Below are 23984 nucleotides of genomic sequence, written 5' to 3' on the forward strand. Positions count from 1 at the left end.
GCATTTATCAAAACGGGTAGCCGATATTACAACGTTATTGTTTTAAGAGTGTGAATGATATACGAAGAAAATGATAAGAGGCCTAGACTGATGCAGGATATTGAAGCGCTTATTAACAACGGACTGGATTTTCTGAATAAGGCGTGTGAGGAACTTCAGGCGGGACAGACTAAATTCTCAGTTGTAAGCTTCTGGACAGCTGTTGAAATCATGATTAAGGTGCCTCTGGTGAACGAACACTGGACTCTGGCCTGCTCTGGCAAAAAGATAGAGCGCCGGAGGTATCTTGCAGGTGACTTTCAGTCTGTAACCTATGATGAGGCCTGTGCCCGCTTAGCTGATGTACTGGAAAAACCGCTTGATAAGAAGACAGCAATTGTCTTTAACAAGGTCAAAAATCACCGTAACAGGGTTGTCCATTTCTACCATAATGAGCTTAGTAAGGGGGAGCAGCAGCAAGTGCTTACTGAACAGGCAGATGCCTGGTTTGCGCTTAATCGGCTTATTTGTGAAAAGTGGTCTTCGCTGTTCGGCTATGAGCTAAGCATGACGCTTGCAGAATACGAAAGGAGAATTCTGCACAACAGTGAGTTCTATGCGAGAGCAAAGTTTTTGCATCCACCCGTGCAGGAAAAACTCGCAGCCGCAATCAGGGAGGGTGAATCTATCAGTGATTGTTGTTTCTGCGGCTACGCTGCCGCACTGAAACAGATGCTGATACCTGAGATCTCTATTTATGACAAAACTTGCCTTGTATGTGATAAGCAAGATGTATTTCTGGACCTGGATTGCCCGCAATGCGGTGAAGCCGTAATGATGGAAACCGGCAATGATGATTTTAAGTGCGGCAGTTGCGGTTATAAATCTAGCCGTTATGAAGCGTTCAATCCAACTCCTGTCGATGACCGAGATGAATCCGATGCGGCGGGTTGTTCGATCTGTTTACGCATTGACTCTGTATGTCCCTTTACATCCCTATATTACAACTTTATCTGTACGGGCTGTTTTAGTGTTCATGAATATGTGGAACAGTGTGAACGTTGCTTACGCTGGAGCACTGATGTACCTGCACACAGTTTAACTGAGGGTTGCATATTCTGTAGTACTAATAATCTTTTGCACCAAGCAACTTAAATTTAATCAATCCTCCAGCCTAAGTTGAAGTGAGCGACACAAACCGACCATGATATGAGGGTGATTTCTGAACAACTAAAGTCCGCTCTTGGCACATAGCCGACAGTGATAATGAGTTTATAACGAAGCCCTAGCGTGCCAGAAGCCAAACCCAATCGGGGTTGCAGAGGATCCGATAGTAGGGCTTCACACGGCACCCCACAAAATCACGGATTTCTGACTCACTCATAGTTGAAGCTTTGGAAGGGTATTCAGGGCCCCAATCATCAAAAAGTTCTTCGTGTAAGTGATAATACTGCCAGGTAATTCTACTGGCTAAGCGGGAGTCTGAGCCTAACGGAAAGGCTGGGATTTGATGTAGCCTGAGTTCAATCTCTTGCGAAGACTCAACATGAAGTAAAAACCATGTTTTAATTCTCAGCCAAACAACTGAACTTTCGCCAAGCCCAGGCATATGAAGATTTTTTTCACGCATGTAAGCCGATAGATAACGTTCCACCTCATAGGGATCAGGTTCTTTATCTAAATTCAGTGAGGCGAGAATCAATAACGTATCTGAGTCATTGCCAGATATAATTTCTCTTTCCGCCCACACAGTGATCTCTTTGTCATAGTCATCAACCCGATAGGCTTCAAACGCTTCCGCATATGTCTTTAAACAAAGAATTTCGTGTAAATTATATTCGTATTTTTTATTTTCCATAAAAACCCTTTTCATTCCATTCTACTAAGGGGATTGAGCAACATAGCTTCAGCAAAATGATCTGGCGCAAAGTGTGCATACCGCATCGTTACCTTGATATCCGTGTGTCCCAATATCCGCTGAAGCACAAGAATATTGCCGCCATTCATCATGAAGTGAGAAGCGAAGGTGTGACGTAGTACATGCGTTAGCTGTCCTGCAGGTGTTTCAATACCGGCGCGCTGCATTGCTTTTCTAAAGGCCGAATAGCATGGTGTAAAGAGCGGCTGCGCCTTCCTGCTTGAGGGTAGTTCTGTCTGCAATTTTTCTGTTATCGGCACAGCCCTGTTTTTCTTGCCCTTAGTTTTTACGTAGATGATTTGACCAGCGCGGATTTGGTTTCCTTTCAAACTTTCAGCCTCACTCCAGCGCGCACCAGTAGCCAGACAAATTTTAACAATGGTTGTCAGGTCCTTCGAACGGCTTTTCTCACATTCCGAGAGAAGAGTGCGAATCTCGTCAAGCGTGAGGTAAGCCATTTCAGACTCACCAATTTTAAATTCGCGAACGTTTTCTAAGGGATTGGGTGCAGTCCATTCATCCAGGCGGCGTAATTCATTAAACATAGCTCTGAAGTAAGCCAATTCGAGGTTCACTGTGCGGGGTGTTACCGTCTTCACTCTGCTTGAACGCGTAATCTTTCCACTCAACCGCTGTTCCCGATAAGCAGCAAAGATTTTCGCGTTAAATTCGGTAGCAAGTGGATTACCCATCGCTTCACAGGCAAATGCCATCGTCGTTAGTCGCTTTTCACCATCGGCTAACGTAATGCCATGCGTATTGAACCAGAGTTCAACCAGATCGATTACGCGGCGCTTATCCTGCTTTTCTCCCAGCCACGGCTTATCCTGAGCCTGTTCTTTGATGAATTTTTCAAAAGAAAGTGCTTCGCCCTTTGTTGCAAACTGGCGGCGAATCCTTTTGCCGTCTCGGCCATTCGGAAAGACCTGCGCCTGCCATTTGCCGTTGGATAGTTTGCTAACCGCCATGCTTTGCCTTACAGATACTCAGTGCGGGCAACGACTTTGCCAAGTACTTTGATTTCATCGGCTTTGCACTCAAACGAGGCTTTGCCGTTCTCAACACGAATGCGTCCGCCGGGAAAACGATAAAGCTCTTTTACGCTAACCAGGCCATCAATTTCTATCAACCAAAGCCCATCCGTGATCTCAACCTCAGTTACATCCACGAGGTAGTTTTGTTTCTCAAAAATGATTAGCAATGGTGAGTTAACTTCACTGGGTAAGAGCTGAGAGTCGTATTCAACCCAATCTGATGATGAAAAATTCCCATTTGTGATTTTTTTGAGTTCAATTTTGGTTGCGGGCTCATCTTGTTTTGTGAAGGTAGGTTCGCCTTTTCCATAGGTTAGCCATTCCAAAGATGTGCCAGTTTCCATAGCGCAAATCAGTACCCAGTCAGCGGGAAAATTACCACGCATTATGCGGTTAGCCATAGTGCTTTGGGATACGTTCAGGTGACGACATAGCGCTTGGCGGGATGAAAAACCATATGCCTGAACGATACGCTCAATAGGATCTTTACCACCCTCTGGTAATGTTGGTGCTTTACGACTCGTAAAATCTCTAGTTGACCTTTCCAATTTGTGATCCTAATATTCACTCGTCGTATGATGACGTGTTTAATAGTGATAAATAGAGTTGACTAGAACTCAACAGAGGATAGTGCATCATGACCCGTAAACTTTCAATGCGCCCTTCAATTAATCTCGTAATTTCAGAGCCCTACATTACCGTAGAGGAGTTCTGCCGCCGTACCGGTTACAAAGAAGGAACTGTCCGCCAGATGTACCGTGAAAACCGCCTGCCGATCAGAAAGAAAGAAGGGGTTAACGGGCTTATCGAAATTAATATGGTGGCCTTAACGATAGAGGCGGCCGCTGGCTGTGAAATCACAATGCAAGGCTAATGGATTCCATATTGGGATAATGATAGGGAAAATTCATGTTTGATTTTAGCGTTTCCACACATAGCCATTTCGATGAAGCCTGCCGGGCGTTCGCGGCAAAGCACAACATCATTCAGCTGGCAAAGAAAGCGGGCCTTAACCCTCAAACCATCAGAAACAAGCTGAATCCGGACCAGGTGCATCAGCTTACGGTTCGGGAAATGCTGATCCTTACCGACCTGACTGAAGATGCCACGCTGGTTGACGGAATGCTGGCGCAACTGCAGTGCCTGCCTTGTGTGCCAGTGAATGAGGTGGCGCAGGAAAAGTTATCTTCATATGTCCTCAGAGCCACGGCAGAAGTAGGGCAGCTGGCCGCAACTGCGGTCGTTCAGGACACTATTACAACATCTTGCCGACGCGGCTTAATTCAGAACGTAAACAGCGGCATTCGCTGTCTGACGCTGGCCGCAATGGCCGTACAAACGCGCATCCATTCAAACCCGACGCTTGCCAGTACTGTTGACGCTATCAGCGGCCTTGGCGCCTCGATCGGTATCAGCTGAGGTAAGCATGGCATTTTCAGTGGCCCCCCTGCTGAAGCAGCAAAGCCCGTCACCCTCTTACGGTCATGGCTGGATAATAGGGCAGGACGGCAAACGCTGGCACCCGTCAAATAATCAGGCGGAACTGCTGGCAGGTTTAACCGGAAACAGGAGTAATAAAAAATGGCAATTGCAAGTGAAAACATTGCTGCGCAGTTAAGCGCCGGTCAGCGTGTTAATGGCCTGAATCATATTGCGACTATCCGTGCGCAATTATGGGGTGACAATTGTGGCAATGAGTTAAAGCGTTTTATGGCTGATATGCGAGACAAGCGCGATACGCAGTACGAGCAGAACAAAAGGGCATTAGGCGCAATTTTCTTTTTGGCAAATATCCGGTCAGAACGTCATGACGTTGAATTTGATGAACTGACGAGTGATGAAAAATATGCGCTGATAAGTGCGATGAACCATTTTCGTGCAGTCGTAAGTTTATTTCCCAAAAAACTGACGTTACCTAATTAATTAACCTGACGAAATTAAATGGCGTAAACCCGCCGGGCATTCCTTTGCCTGAAATCTGGAGACAAATAATGAATAACCTTTTTGAAGAAAAGAAAACTGAAGACTACGAACTGCCATTAAATGTAATGCTGCAGGACGCACGTATGGAAGAGCGTCGTGCCCGAGCTGAAGTGATGGTGTCTCGCCTTATTGTTTTGGCATGGAAGATCCGAAGCAGTCAGTTAAGCCATGTGGAAGCCGCTGAGTTACTTACCCAGGAAGCTGAAAAGTTTCAAAATCAGGCAGAGGAGCTGCACTGATGGCAGACGCAATGGACCGTGTGCAGGAGCGTGTGCAAGAAGAACTGTCGATCCACATTCACAATGCTATCCGCCGGCCGGTACAGGTCAGCGAGTTTTTCTGTCTCTCATGTGGTGAGGCCATCCCGGAAGCGCGCCGCCGCGCCGTTCAGGGCGTGACCCGCTGCGTGACCTGCCAGGGCATCAGCGAGCTGAAGCGTACTCATTACAACGGCGGTGCGGTATGACCACAAAACCGGTTATTGATGGCCGTTACGCCATTTCCGTAAAGCAGCAGAAGCAGCCGGGCAAGCCCCGGCTTATTGCCCTGGAGAAATTCAGCTGGCGGGAAGAGGAAGGCGTACGCACGCAGGTTTCGGAAGTTATGGCTCTTTACAACAACCCAGTGCTGCTGGTGCGTGACCTGGTATCCGATGCGATTGGGCATCAGGTGCTGCGTAAAGGAATGGAAACGGTCAGCAGCTATGTGGCTGAAACCCGCAGGCTGGCGGAGCTGGCCGAAATGGCGCTGGCTGAGCTGTGGGCCGCACATGACTGAAGCCGTAATGGAAGCCGTGCTGGGAGGATATCACGCCGTTAATCAGATGCGGCGTGAGTTCTTTGCGCCGGGTGCGCCGAAGGACATCACCCTGACGGAGCTGAGGCTGTGGCACCAGGACGCCACGGATCACGACTGGCGCAGCCAGTATCTGCACGATATGCCAGATTTCCTTGCTGGCTATTTTGGTGAGTGCTATGCCAGATTGCTGACAGACGGAAAACAGGGCCGTCGCCGTGCCAATACGTTTTTACGCCAGACTATCGGCCAGAACGTATTGCCACGCCTGCAGCTTGTCCGTAGCCGCTACAGCCTGCCCAAAGCGGCCGCAAGCGAATTGCCGTTTATCAAACAGCTGGAACGCCTGCCCACGCTGGACCGTCAGGACATCCGCGATCTTGCCTATAAGGTCGGCACCTTCATGGCGCAGAGTCTGGCTGATTTCACGACCGCCGTGACCCTGCCGGATGACGCCGACGAAGAGGCGATCACGCTGGTTGCCTACCGCTACCTTTCCGAACTGGCCGCGCTTACCGGTACCGCGCCGCCTTACCGGGCTGAATATCAGACTGGTCGGGGCACGCTGCCGCTGCGTAAGGCGCAGTCCGGCCTGCTGCGAATGATGGCCCCGGAGTGGTGGCGCGGACGCCTGAAGAAAATGCGCGATCTGCAGCGTGAGCATATGGCTATCGCCGTTGGTCAGGTACAAAAAACCGCTTCGCCGTATGTGTCCCGTGGCACCCTGGGTGAATGGGTGGAGCAGAAGAAACGCAACCGGGAGTTTTTCAAACGCTTCGACCTTATCAACGACGAAGGTGATCGCATTGCCCTGGAAGATATGGTTAACCGCAGCAACGCAAATCCGGCCGTTCGCCGGTGCGAGCTGATGGTGCGTATGCGCGGCTTTGAGGACATTGCCCATGAAACCGGATGCGTTGGTGAGTTCTACACACTTACCGCGCCGTCAAAGTATCACGCCGTATACAGTAAAGGCGGCTTCGTGTCGCAGTGGAACGGTGCCAGCCCCAAAGACACGCAGCGCTATCTCTGCAAGGTCTGGTCAAAAATCCGGGCCGCGCTCTCACGTGAAGACATTCACGTTTTTGGCTTCCGCGTAGTGGAGCCGCATCACGATGGAACGCCGCACTGGCACATGCTGCTGTTTATGCTGCCGGAACACCGGGAGCGGGTGCAGGAGATTATGCGTTATTACGCTTATCAGGAAGAAAGCGCGGAGTTGAAAACGCCAGAGGCGCGCCGGGCGCGATTCCATGCCGAAAGCATCGATCCGGCCAAGGGCAGCGCTACGGGTTATATCGCCAAATATATCTCCAAAAACATCGACGGCTACGCGCTGGACGGCGAAAAGGACGACGAAACGGGAGAAAGCCTGCGCGATATGTCGAAGGCCGTTTCCGCTTGGGCGTCCCGCTGGTCCATTCGTCAGTTCCAGCAGATTGGTGGCGCACCGGTTACGGTATGGCGTGAGCTGCGCCGGTTGCGTGATAAGCAGCTGCCTGATCCGAAGATGGACGCCGTGCTGGCTGCCGCTGACGTGGGTTGCTGGGCGTCCTATACACAGGCGCAGGGTGGGCCGCTGGTTTCCCGTGAAGATCTGGTTATCCGCCTTTGCTACGAAATCACTGAGCAGGGCAACGAGTATGCGGAAGACGTGCAGCGCATCCAGGGCATCTACTCACCGCAAGTCTATGGCTCTGAAATCCCCACGCGTCTGGTTAATTGGGAAAAGGTCGCCAAAGCCGAAGCGCCAGCGGAGGCAGGTTTTTCTGGCGGCTCTGCCGCCCCTTGGAGTTCTGTCAATAACTGTACGGGGCCGCAGCGCCGACGATTAGAGCTGGAGTTAAAAAGCCGGGGGTTCGATGGCAGTGATGAGGAAATAGCGCTGCTTTTGAGGGGCGCCAACCTCGATAGTGGGGCAAAAATGAAGCTTTTCTATCAGAACGGCAGGTTACAGGAGAAGCGTATCGGCAGCTGAGAGCATCAGATCAATCCCATTGAAAGTTAAAAAAAGTTTCACATCATCTGAAATTTTTTATACTGTATATATATCCAGTAAGTAGAGTGAAGGAGGCGACATGCAGGACTATCTTTTGGAGTCAGTAAAACTCCAGCGTATTGATTTCTTTTTAAAACTTGTTTCTGTCAGTGACTGTAGCGATCAGGAGAAACGTCTGGCAATAGAATGGGTATCAGAACTAACAGACGAACTGATGGCACGCCTGCGTAATCATGAATACAACCGTTCAATGCAGGTTTCTGAGTAATTGCTGGTAGTGCGGCGGTGGGAATCTGGCGTGCATGACTATGCCGCATGAATTCGCATGATCCCCAAAGGATCGCCAGCGTCGAAGCCCGCCAGTCCCGGCGGGCTTTTGCTTATGTCATGCACCTGCATGAAAACCACTACATAAAGCGGGCAGGCGTGGCGGGGGTACGAGCGCGCGCCAGCAGGTTTAGTGATTCCTTTCTGAAGCGCAGGCGACACTTTGAGGCCACGTACCAGATCAGCACGCATTACCCTTGCTTCAGCGTCAAACGCGTTGCTATGGTTACCGCTGGGCTTAATTCGAGGGATTGAAAGTGGATACTACAGAGCAGCTTGGTGGAACGTACTTCTACGGCGGACTGGCTAATTTGTCAGCCGGTGAGCTTTTTTTCTGGATCATGATTGATGTCACCGCTGAGCATTTTACCGGTGCAAAGGATGTGATCGCTGCCGCAGCGGTTTACAGTGGGGCTAACCAGGTTTCGGTTACGGGTAAATTTAAAGGCGCGACCAAAGGAACCAGCTACGCATCTCAGTACTCGCGCAAGATGCTGAAAAATATAATGCTGCCTTTTAAACTCCCTACATGGATTCATTCACCTACCCCACAAAACCCTTTTCGTATCAAAAAAATTATGACCATGAGGCTGGCAACATTTACGGGCCGGACTATACCGGTGATTGGCTGGCTTGTGCTGGCGACAGATGTTGCGCAGATAGCTTATGAGGCGACGGTACGGTATAACCGGATCGCTAATCAGGAGGGAGATAAGTTGTGGTAGATGATACAGAGAAGGCGGTATTTGCTCTGGTCGAAAAATTCAATGCGCCCAGCATTTTTACGTTTCGCCGTTTTAAGCTGAAACATGACACAGACCTGAATAATGATTTTCGTATGGACCCGCTGGACGCCTACGATTTAATGGAACAATACACGGAGCAGTTCGGCATTGAGCCCAAAGAAATCGACTTTGAACACTATTTTCCTGAGTACGGCGATGCACAGGATCCGCTTACTATCCAGCTGCTGATTGATTCCGCAAAAGCCGGACGTTGGCTGGGGAAATGATAAAGCGCCCGCAGGCGCTTATTCACTATCGTTATCCAGGCTGTATGGTGCGAAGCGGATCACTTCTTCACCCAGCCAGCTGTTTAATTCCTCCAGGCGTTTCTGCAGGGGAATAAGTTCATTGCGAACGAACACGCGGCTGGCCTTTTCCACATCTCCAAACCCGCCGGTGTTGTTCGGGATGATGCCCATCATCTGCGGCGGTACGCGGTGCGCGGCCATCATGTCATCCCGTGATACGTTCTTGATATTCAAAAACTCATCCTTTGCCGCTACTTCTGACAACGGGATAATCTGAATCCCGTCCTTCTTCCCGCTCGGCGAGTACATAAACAGGTTACGGAAATTGCCTGGGCCTTTCGCGCTGCGCATCGCCTTGCGCATGCTGTCCACGTCCTCCTGACTCTGCGCCGGATCGGTGACATACATGATGAAGCCCGCATGGCTGCCGTTAAGGTAATACTTCCGGCGGAACAGGGTGGCCGACTCGTTCAGCAGGGTAGAGGGAATGGCGGACAGGTATTCCGGCAGGCCGTAAATCTCCTGGTTTAAGTCCGGTTCCATCAGGTGGAAAACGCTGCCCGGCGTGAACTGGTAGGGCTGCGTGGTCAGGCCATATTGCACAAACCAGTAGGTATCCAAATCGGTGCCGCGCCGGGTATATTTTGCCAGCGCTGGCTCCAGCGACAACAGGCCGCCAAGGCGGTTAGTGCGCTTCTCCAGATAGGCATTACCAAACACCAGATAATCCTGCACGAAGCGGCTGAAAGCCTGCTGACTGAGCAAAGGATGCGGGATAAAGGTGCCGGTCAGAATATTGCGCTTCACGTTAATCGGTGAGCTGTGATGTACGGCGGCGCGGAACGTGCGCGCCAGCCCGTCAAAACTCACCGGCGGTTCATACCAGCGGTCCATCACCACGCATTCCACGTAGTCCAGCAGTTCGCGGCGATCGAGAACCGGCACTGGATCGCCAAACGTGAACGCTTCTGCCGCCGGTGCGCCGGTCATTTTTTCCGGCTGGCTTACCGGCTGCGTGCGGGCGCGGCTTTTTCGTTTGCTCATTTAACAGATCTCCATAATGTTGCGGGTGTGGGCCGCTTCGCCCTGCAGGGGTTCGTTTGCCAGCGCGTGCATGGTCGCCCAGGCGAGATCCGCGTGGCTGGCTTCCTCGCTGCGGCTGGCTTCATAGGTGGGGCGGTTGCCGCTGGCCGTGACGGCTTTGCGGATCGCCATGAATGACTGCGCGATGTCGAGGTGCCCGGCGTCAAACTCCAGGCGCTGATGACTGATAATGTCGTACGCCTTCAGTACCAGGGCGTTTTTTACGTTCGGGTTGTAGACAAACTCTTTCACCGCCGGAAAGAACATCTTCACATTTTCATAAACGCCCAGGCCGACGCCGGTGGAGTCGATGCCGATATAGGTCACGTTGTACTGCTGCGTCAGCTTTCTGATAGCCTCCGCCTGGGCGCGAAAGTCCATGCCGCGCCACTGGTGGCGCTCCAGGATGCGGAACTTGCCGCCCGGCACGGCAGGCGGGGCGATCACCACGCACCCGGCGCTGTCGCCGTTCTGCGTGCCTTTGGCCGGGTCGTAGCCTATCCAGACTTCCCGGAAGCCGAACGGGCGCAGGGCCAGCGCCTCAAAATCGGTCCAGACTTCCCAGCTGTCCACCATGCACGCCTGCAGCAGCGTGAGCGGGAACACGGACGCCAGGTCGTCCACAAACTCACACATCAGCAGGTTCTGGTATTCCGGCGGGCTGTACTCCAGGCGCAGCTGGTCAAGGTCGAACAGGTTACAGCCGCCGCGCACCGCGTCCTCCACGGTGACAATCTGGCGGAACTGGCCGTCATCGCAGAAACGGCCCGGCGACAGGTTCGGGTGCGTCAGGTCAATGTCCACGCGATCGGCTTTGGCGCGGCCCCGGTTGAACAGGGCGCCGGACCAGAACGGATAGGCGCTGTGGGTCAGGCTGGACGGCGTGGAAAAGTAGGTCTGCCGCCATTTCTTGTGCAGCGCCATACCGGACGCCACCTTGCGCAGTTCCTGAAACTTGGGTATCCAGAAATATTCATCCAGATACAGGTTGCCGTGATAGCTCTGCGCGGTGCGGGCGTTGGTGCCCAGAAAATACAGGCAGGCGCCGTTGCTGAGCGTCATGGGGTCGCCTTTCAGTTCCACGTCCACTTCTTTGGCAAACTCAATGATGTACTGCTTAAAGACGTGCGCCTGCGCCTTACTGGCCGACAGGAAAATCTGGTTGCGCCCGGTGGTCAGCGCATCAATCAGCGCTTCGCGGGCAAAGTAGAAGGTGGCGCCAATCTGGCGCGACTTCAGCACGTTGCGGATGCGGTGTTTATTACCGGCTTCCCACCACTGGCGCTGATAGCCGAACATCGAGCCGTGAAAAATCTCCTGCAGCTTCTCGATCTGTTCGTCTGAAAACACATTTTTTTCCGGCGGCTTACGCGGTCCGCTGTTGCGGTTCGCCACCTTCGGGTTCAGGTCCGCTTCGTTCCCGCCGTTGCTGAATTTGCCGATGCGGGCGTGGCGCTCGGACTGGCGCGCCAGCAGGTCAATTTCCTTGAAGTCTTTCCCTTCTTTCTGCTCCTTCATGATGAGCTGGCAATAACGCGCAGCCGTGGTGAGCTGCATCTGGTCAAGCGGGCCGTAGTCACCCCACTTGTCGCGCTTCTTCCAGCTGTGAACGGTCGCAGGCTTCTCTCCCAGCATTTCAGCAATGCGGGCGATACGGTATCCCTGAAAGTACAGGAGCATGGCCTGCCTGCGGGGATCGAGGTCGTCGGGCGTCATCATCGTAGTCATGGGCACAAAATACGGCCCCGCCGCCTGCTTTTCTGCCGCCGTGCTTTGTATGGTTTTTCACACAATGTTCCCGCGTTGTTTCAGACCCCCTTCCGCCGCAAACATAGGGCCTCACGAGATTTTCCTCAACGGAGCCTGACCTATGGCAGTGAAAGCAAAGCGTTTCCGGATCGGGGTGGAAGGTGCCACCACGGACGGACGCGAAATCCAGCGCGACTGGCTGGAAGAGATGGCGGCGAACTATGACCCGAAGGTCTACACCGCCGTGATTAACATGGAACACATCAAGGGCTATACGCCTGACAGCCCGTTCCGCCGCTTTGGCGTGGTGGATGCGCTGGACACGGAAGAAATCCAGGGCGGTCTGCTGGACGGCAAGCTGGGGCTGTTTGCCACCATTTCCCCTACCGACGAGCTGGTCACCATGACCGGGAAAATGCAGAAGCTGTTTACCTCAATGGAAGTCGCGCCGAAGTTTGCCGACACCGGCAAAGCCTACCTGATTGGCCTGGCGGTGACCGATGACCCGGCGAGCCTCGGCACCGAAATGCTGGCCTTCAGCGCCAGCGCCGCGCAGAACCCGCTGGCGAACCGCAAAAAGCACCCGGACAACCTGTTTACTGCCGCCGTTGAAACCGCCATCGAGCTGGAAGAGGTGCCGGACGACAAGCCGGGCCTGTTTGCCAGCGTCACCGCGCTGTTCCGTAAAAAGCAGCAGTCCGACGATGCCCGCTTTTCGGACGTGCATCAGGCGGTGGAGCTGATCGCCACCGAACACCAGGACTACAGCGCCCGCACCGATGCCGCCCTGCAGGAGCAGGCAGCGCGCACCGGCGAGCTGGAAGCCGAACTGAATGAATACAAAGCCGCTTTTGATGCGTTGCAGGAACAGCTGAGCCGTCAGGACAGCCGCAACGATTATCGCCAGCGCGCACCGGGCGGTGACGCACCGGCAGGCACCCTGACCAATTGCTGATGGAGCAACAGACCCAATGAAAAAGAATACCCGCTTTGCCTTTAACGCCTACCTGCAGCAGCTGGCCCGCCTGAACGGCGTGGAGATTGAAGAACTCTGCAGCAAGTTCAGTGTGGTACCGTCCGTAGCGCAGACGCTGGAAGACCAGATCCAGCAGTCCACCGCGTTTCTGACCCTGATTAACGTGATGGGCGTGGCGGAGCAGTCCGGCCAGCTGCTGGGGCTCGGCATCGGCAGCACCATTGCAGGCACCACCGATACCACCACCAAAGAGCGTGAGCCGACCGACCCCACGCTGATGGCGGGCGTGGAATACAAATGCGAGCAGACCAACTTCGACACCGTGCTGACCTACGCGAAGCTGGATCTGTGGGCCAAGTTTCAGGACTTCCAGGTGCGTATCCGGGACGCCATCGTGAAGCGCCAGGCGCTGGACCGCATCATGATCGGCTTTAACGGCGTGAAGCGCGCCAAAACCTCTGACCGTGCCGCAAACCCGCTGCTGCAGGACGTAAACAAGGGCTGGCTGCAGAAAATCCGTGAGGATGCGCCGGATAACGTGATGGGCAGCAGCACCCAGGACGGCGTAACCACGGCGGACCCGGTGAAAGTGGGCAAAGGCGGCACCTACGCCAATCTGGACGCGCTGGTGATGGATGCGGTGAACGAACTGATTGACCCGATTTTCCAGGACGATGACGGACTGGTGGTGGTCTGCGGGCGTGAGCTGCTGTCCGATAAGTATTTCCCGCTGGTTAACAGCGACCAGGCCAACACAGAGAAGCTGGCCGCCGACCTGATTATCAGCCAGAAACGCATGGGAGGACTGCAGGCCGTGCGCGCGCCGTTCTTCCCGGCGAATGCCGTGCTGATTACCCGTCTGGATAACCTGTCGATTTACTGGCAGGAGGAGACCCGCCGCCGCTCGGTTATCGATAATCCGAAGCGCGATCGCATCGAAAACTTTGAGTCGGTGAACGAAGCGTACGTAGTGGAAGACTACCGCTGCGCCGCGCTGGTTGAAAACATCACCATCGGCGACTTCAGCACGCCCGCTGATACCGGAGCGTAATGCATGAGCCTGAGTCCCGCACGGCAGCACCGCCTGCGCATTCAGGCCGAACAGGCCGCCCGTCAGGGCGGCAGCGTTCGCCATGCAAAGGGGTATGACCTGATGCTGATGCAGCTGGGTGAAGATCGCCGCCGCCTCAAGGGCGTCCAGTCCACAGTCAAGAAAGCCGAAATCAAGCAGGAAGTGCTGCCCGGATACGCCCACTGGGTGGACGGTGTGCTGGCCGCCAACGGCGCACAGCAGGATGACGTGCTGATGTACGTGATGCTCTGGCGCATCGATGCCGGGGACTATGCCGGGGCGCTGCTGATTGGCCGCCACGCGCTGAGGCACGGCTGGGTGATGCCGCAGGGCTTTAACCGCAACGTGCAGACGCTGCTGGCAGAGGAAATGGCCGACGCGGCAAAGGCGGCGCTGCTGGCTGACACTCCGTTTGATGCGGGGCTGCTGCTGCAGACGCTGGATGCCGTGGGAACGCTGGATATGCCGGACCAGTCCCGCGCCCGCCTGCACAAGTCGCTGGGCTGGCTGCTGCGTGAACGCGATCCCGCCACTGCCCTTAACCACTTAAAAACCGCCCTGCAGCTGGACGAGCGCTGCGGAGTGAAAAAAGACATTGAACAGCTGGAGCGCCGACTGCGCAACGCCAGCTGATAACCGGACGTGCCCACGCGCGGGGCGGCACGGGGTGGCGACAGGCATGGCCTTATCAAAACCCCGTCCACCGCCCAACTAATTCAGGAGAACCACGGCAATGAACTTTGTAGCGCCGGAGCAGGCACCGGACACGCCGGAAATTATCGAAAACACGCCGTTCTGGCCGGACCTTAACCTGGCAGATTTTCGCAGCGCCATGCGAACGGACGGCACCGTGACCGCGCCCCGTCTGCGTCAGGTGGTGCTGACCGCCATTTCTGAAGTGAACGCGGAGCTGTACGACTACCGCACCCGCCAGCAGCAGCTGGGCTATGTGTCGCTGGCAGCGGTTCCGGCAGAAAAGCTGGCCGGGCAGAGCCAGCGCGTTCATCACTACCGCAACGCGGTGTGGTGCTGGACGCGGGCGGTGCTGAACGAGCGTTATCAGGACTATGACGCCACGGCGGCAGGCGTGAAGCGCGGGGAGGCGCTGGAAGATGCCTCGGGCGATTTGTGGCGGGATGCGCGCTGGGCCATCAGCCGCGTGCAGGACCGGCCGCACAGCATCGTGGAGCTTATCTGATGAAAGTGCGTGCGCAGCAGTATGACACGGTGGATGCGCTTTGCTGGCGTCACTACGGGCGCACGCAGGGGCTGACGGAGCAGGTGCTGCAGGCGAATCCGGGGCTGGCTTCACACGGCCCCTTTTTACCCCACGGTCTGGAGGTGGAGCTGCCGGACGTTACGCCTGCAGCCACTGCGCAGACCGTACAGCTTTGGGACTGAAACCATGACAACAGAACGCATCAGCGCGTTTATCACCTGGTGCATCGCGTTGGCGATGGCCTGGCTGGGTGAGATGTCGCTGAAAGATATTTCCACCCTTGTGGGGCTGGCGCTGGGCGTGCTGATGACGCTTATCAGCTGGTACTACAAGCGCAAAACCTACCAGCTGCTGGAAAGCGGACGCATCAGCCGGAGCGACTATGAATCTGCAAACCGTTAAGCGCTGTACGGTAGGCGTGGTGCTGGCAATCGCCGCCACGCTGCCGGGCTTTCAGCAACTGCACACTTCGGTGGAGGGACTGAAGCTGATTGCCGATTTTGAGGGCTGCAGGCTGCGGCCGTACCAGTGCAGCGCCGGGAAATGGACGGACGGGATCGGCAACACCCACGGCGTGGTGCCGGACAAAGCCATCACGGAGCGGCAGGCGGCGGAAAGCCTGATTACCAACGTGTTGCGTACGGAGGCAGCGCTGGGCCGGTGCATCGTCACGCGGCTGCCGCAGCATGTCTATGACGCGGTGGTGTCGTTTGCATTCAACGTGGGCACCGGCAACGCCTGCGGCTCTACGCTGGTGAAGCTGCTGAACCAGCGCCGCTGGGCGGATGCCTGCCGTCAGCTGCCGCGCTGGGTTTACGTGAACGGTGTATTTCATCAGGGGCTGGATAACCGCCGTGGGCGGGAAATGGCCTGGTGCCTGAAGGGGGCGGCGTGATGCGCGCACTGGTGGCAGTGCTGCTGATGGCGATCGCGGCGATGTGCGTTCAGACGTGGCGGCTGGACAGGGCTGAGCAGCAAAGCCGCAGCCAGGAAAAGGAGCTGACTGCGCTGGAAGCGAAGCTGAACCAGAAAAACAGCCAGCTGATTGCCCTGAATATCCTGACGCAGACCAACAGCCGGGAGCAGACCCGGCTTTATGCGGCAGCCGAAGAAACCCGTGCGCTGCTGCAGACGCGCCAGCGCCATATCGAGGACCTGACCCGTGAAAATGAAGCCTATCGCCGCTGGGATGCTGCCCCTTTGCCTGCTGTTGCTGTCCGGCTGCGCCAGCGACCGGCCATCAGCGGAGGTCAGTCTTACCGTGACTGGCTGTCCCAGAATAACGCGCTGCCACCTGCCGGAAGCCGCCCCGCGCAGTAACGGCGATCTGATGCGCCTGCTGGATGAGACGGAAGCCGCCTGGGCGAACTGCGCGGACAAGGTGGACACCATAGTGAACTGTCAGGAAAAAGACGATGAACAAACCGCAGTCCTTACGCCACGCCCTGAATAAGGCGGTGCCCTACGTGCGGGAGAACCCGGACCGGCTGCACCTGTTTGTGGATAACGGTTCGCTGGTTGCCACCGCTGCCGCGTCCATCTCATGGGAGTACCGCTACACCCTGAACGTGGTGGTGACGGATTTCACCGGTGACCAGAACCTGCTGATGGCACCTATTCTCTACTGGCTGCGGGACAATCAGCCTGATGCGCTGCAGAGCCCTGACGAGCGGGGAAAGCTGTTTACCTTTGAGGTGGATATTCTGGGCAACGGTGCCTGTGACCTCAGCCTGAACCTGAAGCTGACGGAGCGGGTGCTGGCGCGGGAAGTTGACGGACAGATGCAGGTTGAAGCCGTACCGGAGCCGGACGAGCCGGAAGAATACTGGACGGGCCGCTGATGGATGAACTGCAAAAGATTGACGACTGGCTGGCCGCGCTGCTGGCAAACCTGGAACCGGCAGCGCGCACCCGGATGCTGCGAGAGGTGGCGCGGGACGTCCGGCGCATACAGCAGCAGAACATCACCGCGCAGCGTGCGCCGGACGGAACGGCATGGGAGCCGCGCCGGATGACCGCCCGGACAAAACAGGGGCGGGTTAAGCGCAAAATGTTTACGAAGCTGAAAACGGCGAAATACCTCAAAGCGCAGGCGAATGCCAGCCAGGCAGAGGTCCGGTTTACCGGGCAGGTGCAGCGTCTTGCCCGTGTGCATCACTACGGGTTGCGCGACCGGGTGAGCCGGGGCGGACCTGAAGTGAAATACGCAGCGCGTCCCCTGCTGGGCGTGGATGATGATGTGGAAACCACGGTGCAGGAGGCTTTGCTGCGCTGGCTAATTGACAATTGATTTAGGTTAAATACTGATAGCTTTTTTCTGCTTCTTTTTTATTATATTCAGTAATTTTATTTGTTATGTATACATCGACGATCATTGCAACACCCAACGACATAAAATAAATTAGTGAAAACAAAACTATAGGTGCCATTACCATTATTGTTAAGAAGTTTTTGTCTGCGTATTTTTTTATTTCTTCTTTCTTTTTTGGGGCTAACATGTAATCACATATAAAAGATTTTGTTTCTTCTTTGATTGCTTTTATTTCTTTAAGCTCATCTTTTTTTAAGCAAGTTTCAGCAGTTATTTTCTAAATGTTTTTATCTTCAGGGTTTTTAGCTTCGCCTGGTTTTATCCAGATTTTATCTTGGGTGGTTTTGTGCTTAAAATCAACCCATTGAATAGGGCCATTGATAAGTATTTTAGCAAAGCTATAAAAGAAGATTAGGCAAACTAAAATAATAAAGCCACCAAGTATAATTTGGGTATACTTTGAGGATGTTGTTTTAGCTCTTGTGTTTTTCTTATACTTACAATAAGTGATTCTAATTGTAGGTGCGCTGAAATTTAAATCATCAATTAAAAATTGTTCTTCTGGGTGAGTTTTGTTTAACCAACTCCAGCAAGACTTAATTGCACCGGCCAGCCATTTAAAGATAATACCGCCGATAGCAGTAGCTAAAAAAGCATTTAATTTATCAATGTCCACGATTTTTTCTCCTTTTCAGACGAAGTATCAGTATATGTACCAACTACCAAACAATGAAGATTAACTCCCGCAGACGAGCTTAGTAGGCATGATGTAGTTATGATCATACAAATCACCGAAATTATGCGCTTTATTATTAATATTTTACTTACATGATTTTATTAATTCTTTCAAAATCTTTATTTCTTGATCAATGACATTAAATCCTTTATCAACAGTCTCTCTGAGCTCTGCATCAATCGCTTTGATTTCCTGCGCATAATCAATCATTACTTCGATTTTTTTATCACGCAATCTTTTATACATCTCCTTATCTTTATTGTTATCGGCCATATCGAAGAGGATTCTTTCATATTCTACAGCAAGATCATTATTACCTTTAAAAGTCTGTATTAATGAGCGAGTATAAGTGTAGATATTAATTATTGAATCTCTTGGGTTATCATTTAATTTTGCAATGATATTTGCATTTTTTTCATAGAAGGTAAAATTATCGTCTCCAATAGGGAAAATAAAATCCAGCATTTTTCCAGGGCCGATATTATCAATGTGATGTTGCATCCTTTTATTATATAGGTTAATTAGAGTAGAAACTTCGCCTTTAACTCCTTTCAATACTGACAATTGTAACTCAAGTGACTCCCTTTCTGCTCCTGCCCGAGTAATCTTAGCCTCGCGATCGACACCTTTAAGAGTAAATACCCCCCCAACAAATGCGCCCATTAATGCAGTGATAAAGGATGACACCCATTCAGGAATGCTATCTAAGAAAACATTAACTTCACTCAAAAAACTCATTTATGCCGCCTCATGTTCATTCTGATTTAATTTAAAGCAGGTAAAATATCAGCTCAATGGGTCCGTACAGATAAATATTTGTATCACATCTCACACAATGCCTACTACTGCCTGTCAACCTTAGTTCATGGCAACCTTCCTTTATGAACGCACAACTCACCGAAATCATGCGCCTTATCACCAACCTGATCCGCACCGGCATTGTGTCGGAAGTGGACCGGGACAACTGGCTGTGCCGGGTGAAAACGGGCGACCTTGAAACCAACTGGATTAGCTGGCTGACCCTACGCGCCGGCAGCACCCGCACATGGTGGGCGCCTACCGTGGGAGAGCAGGTTGTCCTGCTGAGCCTCGGCGGCCATCTGGAAACCGCCTTTGCGCTGCCTGCTATTTATTCCAATACCTTCCCGCCACCGTCCGATTCAGAAGAGGGCAGCGTGACCGCATACCCGGACGGCGGCTGGTTTGAATATGACCCGGCCAGGCACCGCTGGCTGATTAAGGGCGTGCAGAACGTGGTGATAGAGGGGGCCGAAAATATGGAGCTGAACACGAAGCGCTTTGCGCTTAACGCTGAGCAGGCAGAAATCAACGCGGAAATGACCATTAACGGCGGCGTGACGCAGAACGGCGGCGCCATGAGTTCTAACGACGTGGTGGTGGATAAGCACAAACACGGTGGCGTGAGGTCCGGCAGCGATACGTCAGGAGGCCCGCAGTGATGTATCTCGGCATGAATCAGCAGACCGGCAGGGCGCTGACGGACACCGACCATATCCGGCAGTCGGTCCGCGACATTCTGGTAACCCCGCAGGGCAGCCGCATTGCCCGGCGTGAATACGGCTCAATGCTGTTTGCCCTGATGGACCAGCCGCAGAACGATGCGCTGAACCTGCAGCTGATGGCCGCCATCTACGCCGCGCTGAGCCGCTGGGAACCGCGTATCAGGCTCAGTGCCCTGCAGGTCAGCCGCAACTATGACGGCTCCCTGCAGGTGGAGTTAACCGGGCAGCGTGCGGACGGTTCGCCGCTGGGCATGAACGTCTCAACGGGAGGAAACAGTGGCGGTAATTGACCTTTCACAACTGCCCGCGCCGGAAGTGGTGGAGGTGCCGGACTTTGAAACGCTGCTGGCGGAGCGCAAGGCGGCGTTTATCGCGCTGCATCCGGCCGATGAGCAGGAGGCGGTGCGCCGCACGCTGGCGCTGGAGTCTGAACCGGTGGTTAAGCTGCTGCAGGAAAATGCCTACCGGGAAATCCTGCTACGCCAGCGCATTAACGAAGCCGCGCAGGCGGTAATGGTGGCCTATGCGCTCGGCAGCGATCTGGATCAGCTGGCGGCGAATTACAACCTGAAGCGCCTGACCATTACTCCGGCGGACCCGGAGGCTATCCCGCCGGTTGAAGCGGAGATGGAAACGGACGATGACCTGCGCCTGCGCGTGCCGGATGCCTTTGAAGGGCTGAGCGTGGCCGGACCGAAAGCAGCCTATGAGTTTTACGCCAAAAGCACAGACGGACGCGTGGCGGACGTATCGGCAACCAGCCCGGCCCCAGCGGAGGTTTTAATTACCGTACTGAGCCGGGAAGGGGACGGCACGGCACCGGCTGACCTGCTGACTGTCGTGGGCAGCGCGCTGAATGACGAAAGCGTGCGCCCGGTGGCGGACCGCGTGACGGTGCAGGGGGCTGAGATATTCCCCTACCGCGTGGAAGCCAGGCTGCATCTTTATGACGGTGTGGTGGCAGGTCCCTGTCTGGATGCCGCTAACGCGGCGCTGGCCGCCTACCTGAAAGAGCAGGCGAAGCTGGGGCGCAGCGTGCGCCAGGACTCTTACGGGGCAGTGCTGCGCGTGGCGGGCGTGGACTGGGTGGAAATGGTCGAACCGGCCCGCGACATCATCATGGACCGCACGCAGGCAGGTTATTGTACCGGCACGCTGATAACGGTGGCGGGTGACGTTGCAGGGGGAACGGTATGAGCCTGAATAACAGTCTGTTGCCGCCGGGTTCGTCTGCCACTGAGCGCAGGCTGGCCGCTGCCTGCAGCGATCTGTCCGGGCTGAAGGTGCCGCTGCGTGAACTGTGGAACCCGGCAACCTGCCCGGTAAAGTTTTTGCCGTACCTTGCATGGGCATTTTCGGTAGACCGCTGGGATGAGAGCTGGGCGGAGAGCGTCAAGCGCAAGGTGGTACAGGATGCGTTTTACATTCATCAGCATAAGGGAACCATCAGCGCGGTGCGCCGTGTGGTGGAGCCGTTCGGTTTTCTTATCCGCGTTATTGAATGGTGGCAGAACGGCGAGGCACCCGGCACCTTCCGGCTGGATATTGGCGTGCAGGACCAGGGCATTACGGAGGAAACCTATCAGGAGCTGGAGCGCCTGATAAGCGATGCCCGCCCGTGCAGCCGTCACCTGCTGGGCATGTCTATCAACCTGCAGGTGAGCGGCGAAACCGTTATGGCTGCAGGCAGTTATGACGGTGACGATCTCACCGTTTACCCGTACACACCTGAACTGATTACCGTCAGCGGACCGCTTTATGGCGGCGCGGCGATCCATGTTATTGACCTGATGGAAGTGGGACCATGACACAAAAATATTATGCAATCGTAACCAATCTCGGCGCCGCAAAGATTGCCAACGCCGCCGCGCTGGGCACAAAGCTGAACATTACCCAGATGGCCGTGGGTGACGGCGACGGCTTATTGCCCACGCCGAACGCCAGCCAGACCCGGCTGGTTAACGAAGTGCGCCGCGCTGCGATTAACTCCCTGAGCGTGGACGCGGCCAACGCCAGCCAGATTATTGCTGAGCAGGTTATCCCGGAAACAGAAGGCGGTTTCTGGATTCGTGAAATGGGGCTCTTCGATGCAGAGGGGACGCTGATTGCGGTCTGTAACACGCCGGAAACCTACAAGCCCGCGCTGCAGGAGGGCAGCGGCCGCACACAGACCGTGCGCATGATCCTGATTGTAAACAGCACCGATGCCATCACGCTGAAGATTGACCCGTCCGTGGTGCTGGCAACACGGAAGTATGTGGATGACAAAGCGATCGAGGTGCGGGCCTATGCTGACAGCCTGATGGCGAAACATCTTGCTGCCGCCGATCCCCATTCGCAGTATGCACCAAAGGCCAGCCCAACATTCACCGGCACGCCGAAAGCGCCGACTGCAGCGGCAGGCAATAACTCCACGCAGCTGGCGAACACGGCATTTGTGCAGGCGGCGCTGGCCGCACTGGCAGGCAGCGCACCGGCCACGCTGGACACGCTGAAAGAGCTGGCCGACGCGCTGGGCAATGACCCGAACTTCTCCGCTACTGTGCTGAACAAGCTGGCCGGGAAAATGGATATTGCGAAGAACGGCAGCGATATTGCCGACGTGGCGGCGTTTCTTAAAAACCTTGGTTTGGGCGAAGCGGCGAAACGGGATATTGGTACAGGGCTGAATCAAATCCCGGACATGAGCAGTTTTGGCAGCAGGAAAGGCGCGGCATGGTATCAGCAGCATCCATCTGGCTTAATCAGCATGGGCGGAACATTCGGTACCAGCGGTTCGGCACAATTACAAAAAATCACGGTTAATTACCCCATACCGTTTCCCAACTTTTGTACCGGAATATGGTTTACATTCCAGACTGAAGACCCCAGCCAGCGATTTTGCGGAATACTCGATCGCCATTCCAGTCTGTCATCGTTTGTTGCGTCTGTGGTCACGCCTACGGTGAATACAATTTATTTTCGAGCGGAAGGATACTGATATGATTTTTTTATGGTCAGCAAAAAATAATGCGTTTATACCGGACGCAATGCGCAGCCAGTATGAAGCGGCAGGGTGGGACTTATCGGACTGTATACCAGCAGGCGATCATTTGGTTGCTGAATATATGGGGGAAGCGCCTGCCGGACAGCTGCGAGTAACAGGCGCTAACGGGATGCCTGCATGGGGGGACATCCCGCCTGATACTACACTTCCGGCGGTACAGGCCAGTTGATAACTAATGTGCTGGAGGTATCAATTACTTCCAGTGCATCCAGATAATCAAGCCACAAATTATATGATTCTTTCTCCTGACTGGTAAGACGCCCCATTACAGCTTTACCAGGCCATTGCTTATTGTTAATGTATTCGTTCGCCTGACTGATATAAACCTGCCTCTTAATAGCATTGGATCTGATAGCCTCTTCTTGCGATGGTGGCGGTGCATCGATCCATATCGGGAATCCACTATCGTCTATCCCGATAACTTTGCCGGGCTGAGCATCAGCCATAAATCTCCGGGCAACCTTATTGTCAACTTCAATAATATCACCCGGCAACGTACCTGCATTTTCATATAGTGGCAATGTAGCTTTTATGAAGAATGTTTTTTCAGATGCAGAAAAAAAGAAGTCACTCATTTTTTATACTCCAATGGCAATATATAAAAAAGCTTTATTAGGAAGTGTTGAGCTGATTGAAACAGCAGTCCTTCCTGCATCTGTCCAGAAGGCACTATAATTAGAAATACCGGATGGATTACCCATAGAACTATTGAAATTCACGCCTGAAATGGCAAGAAGGCGATTCGGAAAAGGCACAGGGAATATCATTGTCCCTGTATATTCCGGCGCAGTATATTTTCCGGTTTGTAGAACCATTCCGTTTGGAAAAGTGAAAATATGTGTATTGCCGTCTATAACGGTATGACTGAAAGACGTCATATCAGGGATCTGATTTGCCCCTGTTCCTACATCTCTTTTTCCTGCTTCCTTCAAACCAACGTTAAAGAGATAAATAGCAATGTCTTGGCGTCCTCAGTCCGCTATGTGCCAGAAGCGGACGTTTCCAACAACTGCATGCACTAATCGGTGGAGAACAGAGATCACTGCATAGCCATGCAGACGCGCAGAAATCATCCGGGCCGTTTTCCAGGGTTTTGGACAAGGTAAAGTGCCGGAAACGGCCTGCCCGCGCCAGGATCGCGCTGAGGGCCCCTGCGGGGCGCGCAAGAGATGTTATGGTAAATCCGAGTGGTATTCAGTTT

General features: G+C 53.9%; 37 protein-coding genes. 28 read left to right on the forward strand and 9 right to left on the reverse strand.

The annotated features are described in order from the left end of the window. The first annotated feature begins 90 nt into the window (after positions 1–90). The gene (locus ACQE3Z_RS08870; RefSeq protein ID WP_426973386.1) at positions 91–1134 is read left to right on the forward strand and encodes a hsdR; all 1044 of its coding nucleotides are present in this window, start codon (positions 91–93) and stop codon (positions 1132–1134) included. 130 nt (positions 1135–1264) lie between these two features. Here the strand turns inward: ACQE3Z_RS08870 and ACQE3Z_RS08875 are convergent, their stop codons facing one another. From ACQE3Z_RS08875 to ACQE3Z_RS08885, 3 genes are read right to left on the reverse strand one after another with little or no spacing between them, the layout of a single operon-like run. Further along, positions 1265–1837: a hypothetical protein gene (locus ACQE3Z_RS08875; protein ID WP_426973388.1), complete on the reverse strand. Its 573-nt coding sequence runs from the start codon at positions 1835–1837 to the stop codon at positions 1265–1267. A gap of 11 nt (positions 1838–1848) precedes the next feature. Next, positions 1849–2865, reverse strand: coding sequence for a phage integrase (locus tag ACQE3Z_RS08880; RefSeq protein WP_426973390.1), 1017 nt, complete (start codon positions 2863–2865; stop codon positions 1849–1851). An 8-nt stretch (positions 2866–2873) separates the two neighbouring features. Beyond that, positions 2874–3479 carry a phage repressor protein CI gene (locus ACQE3Z_RS08885; protein ID WP_426973392.1) on the reverse strand — a complete coding sequence of 202 codons (606 nt, stop codon included), beginning with the start codon at positions 3477–3479 and terminating at the stop codon, positions 2874–2876. Between the two features lie 89 nt (positions 3480–3568). Between ACQE3Z_RS08885 and ACQE3Z_RS08890 the strand changes: the two genes are divergently transcribed. The 11 genes from ACQE3Z_RS08890 to ACQE3Z_RS08940 all read left to right on the forward strand — a co-directional run bounded on the left by ACQE3Z_RS08890 (position 3569) and on the right by ACQE3Z_RS08940 (position 9047). Continuing rightward, on the forward strand, positions 3569–3805 hold the full coding sequence (locus ACQE3Z_RS08890; protein WP_239315397.1) for a regulator: 237 nt from the start codon (positions 3569–3571) through the stop codon (positions 3803–3805). A gap of 35 nt (positions 3806–3840) precedes the next feature. Continuing rightward, positions 3841–4350 (forward strand): phage regulatory CII family protein, encoded by a 510-nt coding sequence (locus ACQE3Z_RS08895; RefSeq protein ID WP_426973393.1) that lies wholly within the window; start codon positions 3841–3843, stop codon positions 4348–4350. A gap of 7 nt (positions 4351–4357) precedes the next feature. Then, on the forward strand, positions 4358–4549 hold the full coding sequence (locus ACQE3Z_RS08900) for a phage filamentation protein Fil family protein (RefSeq protein WP_426973395.1): 192 nt from the start codon (positions 4358–4360) through the stop codon (positions 4547–4549). Then, entirely contained in the window at positions 4513–4854 is a 342-nt protein-coding gene (locus tag ACQE3Z_RS08905) for a DUF5347 domain-containing protein (RefSeq protein ID WP_426973397.1), read from the forward strand. Before ACQE3Z_RS08900 ends, ACQE3Z_RS08905 begins: the two co-directional genes overlap by 37 nt. A gap of 68 nt (positions 4855–4922) precedes the next feature. Next, positions 4923–5153: a DUF2732 family protein gene (locus ACQE3Z_RS08910; protein ID WP_426973399.1), complete on the forward strand. Its 231-nt coding sequence runs from the start codon at positions 4923–4925 to the stop codon at positions 5151–5153. Then, positions 5153–5380 carry a TraR/DksA family transcriptional regulator gene (locus ACQE3Z_RS08915; protein WP_426973401.1) on the forward strand — a complete coding sequence of 76 codons (228 nt, stop codon included), beginning with the start codon at positions 5153–5155 and terminating at the stop codon, positions 5378–5380. Before ACQE3Z_RS08910 ends, ACQE3Z_RS08915 begins: the two co-directional genes overlap by 1 nt. Further along, positions 5377–5691, forward strand: a complete 315-nt coding sequence (locus tag ACQE3Z_RS08920; protein WP_426973403.1) for a DUF5405 family protein — start codon at positions 5377–5379, stop codon at positions 5689–5691. Before ACQE3Z_RS08915 ends, ACQE3Z_RS08920 begins: the two co-directional genes overlap by 4 nt. Beyond that, positions 5684–7687, forward strand: a complete 2004-nt coding sequence (locus ACQE3Z_RS08925) for a replication endonuclease (protein ID WP_426973405.1) — start codon at positions 5684–5686, stop codon at positions 7685–7687. Before ACQE3Z_RS08920 ends, ACQE3Z_RS08925 begins: the two co-directional genes overlap by 8 nt. A 100-nt stretch (positions 7688–7787) precedes the next feature. Beyond that, complete coding sequence (locus tag ACQE3Z_RS08930) at positions 7788–7976, forward strand: hypothetical protein (RefSeq protein WP_316551918.1); 189 nt, start codon at positions 7788–7790, stop codon at positions 7974–7976. A 316-nt stretch (positions 7977–8292) separates the two neighbouring features. After that, a complete protein-coding gene (locus tag ACQE3Z_RS08935) occupies positions 8293–8760 on the forward strand; it encodes an STM2901 family protein (protein WP_426973406.1) in 468 nt (155 codons plus the stop codon). Continuing rightward, entirely contained in the window at positions 8754–9047 is a 294-nt protein-coding gene (locus ACQE3Z_RS08940; RefSeq protein ID WP_426973407.1) for a DUF1493 family protein, read from the forward strand. The genes ACQE3Z_RS08935 and ACQE3Z_RS08940 overlap by 7 nt, the downstream gene beginning before the upstream one ends. An 18-nt stretch (positions 9048–9065) precedes the next feature. Here the strand turns inward: ACQE3Z_RS08940 and ACQE3Z_RS08945 are convergent, their stop codons facing one another. Further along, the gene (locus ACQE3Z_RS08945; RefSeq protein WP_426973409.1) at positions 9066–10112 is read right to left on the reverse strand and encodes a phage portal protein; all 1047 of its coding nucleotides are present in this window, start codon (positions 10110–10112) and stop codon (positions 9066–9068) included. Further along, complete coding sequence (locus tag ACQE3Z_RS08950) at positions 10113–11879, reverse strand: terminase ATPase subunit family protein (RefSeq protein ID WP_426973410.1); 1767 nt, start codon at positions 11877–11879, stop codon at positions 10113–10115. It lies immediately after the preceding gene. Between the two features lie 142 nt (positions 11880–12021). Between ACQE3Z_RS08950 and ACQE3Z_RS08955 the strand changes: the two genes are divergently transcribed. From ACQE3Z_RS08955 to ACQE3Z_RS09005, 11 genes are all read left to right on the forward strand, one after another. After that, complete coding sequence (locus ACQE3Z_RS08955; protein ID WP_426973411.1) at positions 12022–12855, forward strand: GPO family capsid scaffolding protein; 834 nt, start codon at positions 12022–12024, stop codon at positions 12853–12855. 16 nt (positions 12856–12871) lie between these two features. After that, on the forward strand, positions 12872–13927 hold the full coding sequence (locus ACQE3Z_RS08960; RefSeq protein WP_426973412.1) for a phage major capsid protein, P2 family: 1056 nt from the start codon (positions 12872–12874) through the stop codon (positions 13925–13927). Between the two features lie 3 nt (positions 13928–13930). Then, complete coding sequence (gene gpM, locus ACQE3Z_RS08965; RefSeq protein WP_426973413.1) at positions 13931–14581, forward strand: phage terminase small subunit; 651 nt, start codon at positions 13931–13933, stop codon at positions 14579–14581. Positions 14582–14681: 100 nt separating this feature from the next. Then, entirely contained in the window at positions 14682–15146 is a 465-nt protein-coding gene (locus tag ACQE3Z_RS08970) for a head completion/stabilization protein (protein WP_426973415.1), read from the forward strand. After that, positions 15146–15349, forward strand: coding sequence for a tail protein X (locus tag ACQE3Z_RS08975; protein WP_150034663.1), 204 nt, complete (start codon positions 15146–15148; stop codon positions 15347–15349). Before ACQE3Z_RS08970 ends, ACQE3Z_RS08975 begins: the two co-directional genes overlap by 1 nt. Before the next feature lie 4 nt (positions 15350–15353). Continuing rightward, positions 15354–15569 carry an HP1 family phage holin gene (locus ACQE3Z_RS08980; protein WP_426973416.1) on the forward strand — a complete coding sequence of 72 codons (216 nt, stop codon included), beginning with the start codon at positions 15354–15356 and terminating at the stop codon, positions 15567–15569. Then, positions 15550–16062, forward strand: coding sequence for a lysozyme (locus ACQE3Z_RS08985; RefSeq protein ID WP_426973417.1), 513 nt, complete (start codon positions 15550–15552; stop codon positions 16060–16062). The genes ACQE3Z_RS08980 and ACQE3Z_RS08985 overlap by 20 nt, the downstream gene beginning before the upstream one ends. Beyond that, positions 16062–16487 (forward strand): Rz-like lysis system protein LysB, encoded by a 426-nt coding sequence (gene lysB / locus ACQE3Z_RS08990; protein ID WP_426973741.1) that lies wholly within the window; start codon positions 16062–16064, stop codon positions 16485–16487. The genes ACQE3Z_RS08985 and lysB overlap by 1 nt, the downstream gene beginning before the upstream one ends. Further along, positions 16378–16620, forward strand: a complete 243-nt coding sequence (gene lysC / locus ACQE3Z_RS08995; RefSeq protein ID WP_426973418.1) for an Rz1-like lysis system protein LysC — start codon at positions 16378–16380, stop codon at positions 16618–16620. The genes lysB and lysC overlap by 110 nt, the downstream gene beginning before the upstream one ends. Then, the gene (locus tag ACQE3Z_RS09000) at positions 16583–17008 is read left to right on the forward strand and encodes a phage tail protein (protein ID WP_426973420.1); all 426 of its coding nucleotides are present in this window, start codon (positions 16583–16585) and stop codon (positions 17006–17008) included. The genes lysC and ACQE3Z_RS09000 overlap by 38 nt, the downstream gene beginning before the upstream one ends. Beyond that, the gene (locus ACQE3Z_RS09005; protein ID WP_426973422.1) at positions 17008–17457 is read left to right on the forward strand and encodes a phage virion morphogenesis protein; all 450 of its coding nucleotides are present in this window, start codon (positions 17008–17010) and stop codon (positions 17455–17457) included. The genes ACQE3Z_RS09000 and ACQE3Z_RS09005 overlap by 1 nt, the downstream gene beginning before the upstream one ends. Positions 17458–17755: 298 nt before the next feature. Here ACQE3Z_RS09005 and ACQE3Z_RS09010 read toward each other — a convergent pair whose 3' ends face one another. Both ACQE3Z_RS09010 and ACQE3Z_RS09015 read right to left on the reverse strand, forming a co-directional pair. After that, positions 17756–18154, reverse strand: coding sequence for a hypothetical protein (locus ACQE3Z_RS09010; protein WP_426973423.1), 399 nt, complete (start codon positions 18152–18154; stop codon positions 17756–17758). 144 nt (positions 18155–18298) lie between these two features. Continuing rightward, the gene (locus ACQE3Z_RS09015; protein ID WP_426973425.1) at positions 18299–18952 is read right to left on the reverse strand and encodes a hypothetical protein; all 654 of its coding nucleotides are present in this window, start codon (positions 18950–18952) and stop codon (positions 18299–18301) included. 143 nt (positions 18953–19095) lie between these two features. Here ACQE3Z_RS09015 and ACQE3Z_RS09020 point away from each other — a divergent pair, with 143 nt between their 5' ends. Genes ACQE3Z_RS09020 through ACQE3Z_RS09040 form a run of 5 tightly spaced genes read left to right on the forward strand, consistent with a single transcriptional unit; the run spans position 19096 to position 22717 of the window. Then, positions 19096–19674: a phage baseplate assembly protein V gene (locus ACQE3Z_RS09020; RefSeq protein ID WP_426973427.1), complete on the forward strand. Its 579-nt coding sequence runs from the start codon at positions 19096–19098 to the stop codon at positions 19672–19674. After that, a complete protein-coding gene (locus ACQE3Z_RS09025; protein ID WP_426973742.1) occupies positions 19674–20027 on the forward strand; it encodes a GPW/gp25 family protein in 354 nt (117 codons plus the stop codon). The genes ACQE3Z_RS09020 and ACQE3Z_RS09025 overlap by 1 nt, the downstream gene beginning before the upstream one ends. Continuing rightward, positions 20014–20934 carry a baseplate J/gp47 family protein gene (locus tag ACQE3Z_RS09030; RefSeq protein ID WP_426973428.1) on the forward strand — a complete coding sequence of 307 codons (921 nt, stop codon included), beginning with the start codon at positions 20014–20016 and terminating at the stop codon, positions 20932–20934. The genes ACQE3Z_RS09025 and ACQE3Z_RS09030 overlap by 14 nt, the downstream gene beginning before the upstream one ends. Next, the gene (locus tag ACQE3Z_RS09035) at positions 20931–21545 is read left to right on the forward strand and encodes a phage tail protein I (protein ID WP_250650645.1); all 615 of its coding nucleotides are present in this window, start codon (positions 20931–20933) and stop codon (positions 21543–21545) included. The genes ACQE3Z_RS09030 and ACQE3Z_RS09035 overlap by 4 nt, the downstream gene beginning before the upstream one ends. Continuing rightward, entirely contained in the window at positions 21542–22717 is a 1176-nt protein-coding gene (locus ACQE3Z_RS09040) for a phage tail protein (RefSeq protein ID WP_426973430.1), read from the forward strand. Before ACQE3Z_RS09035 ends, ACQE3Z_RS09040 begins: the two co-directional genes overlap by 4 nt. 206 nt (positions 22718–22923) lie before the next feature. Here the strand turns inward: ACQE3Z_RS09040 and ACQE3Z_RS09045 are convergent, their stop codons facing one another. Continuing rightward, on the reverse strand, positions 22924–23358 hold the full coding sequence (locus ACQE3Z_RS09045) for a tail fiber assembly protein (RefSeq protein WP_426973432.1): 435 nt from the start codon (positions 23356–23358) through the stop codon (positions 22924–22926). 3 nt (positions 23359–23361) lie between these two features. Continuing rightward, complete coding sequence (locus tag ACQE3Z_RS09050; protein ID WP_426973434.1) at positions 23362–23715, reverse strand: gp53-like domain-containing protein; 354 nt, start codon at positions 23713–23715, stop codon at positions 23362–23364. Positions 23716–23984 lie beyond the last annotated feature (269 nt).

It is taken from the genome of Pantoea sp. FN0307, from assembly GCF_050113815.1.
GTDB classification, from domain to species: domain Bacteria; phylum Pseudomonadota; class Gammaproteobacteria; order Enterobacterales; family Enterobacteriaceae; genus Mixta; species Mixta alhagi.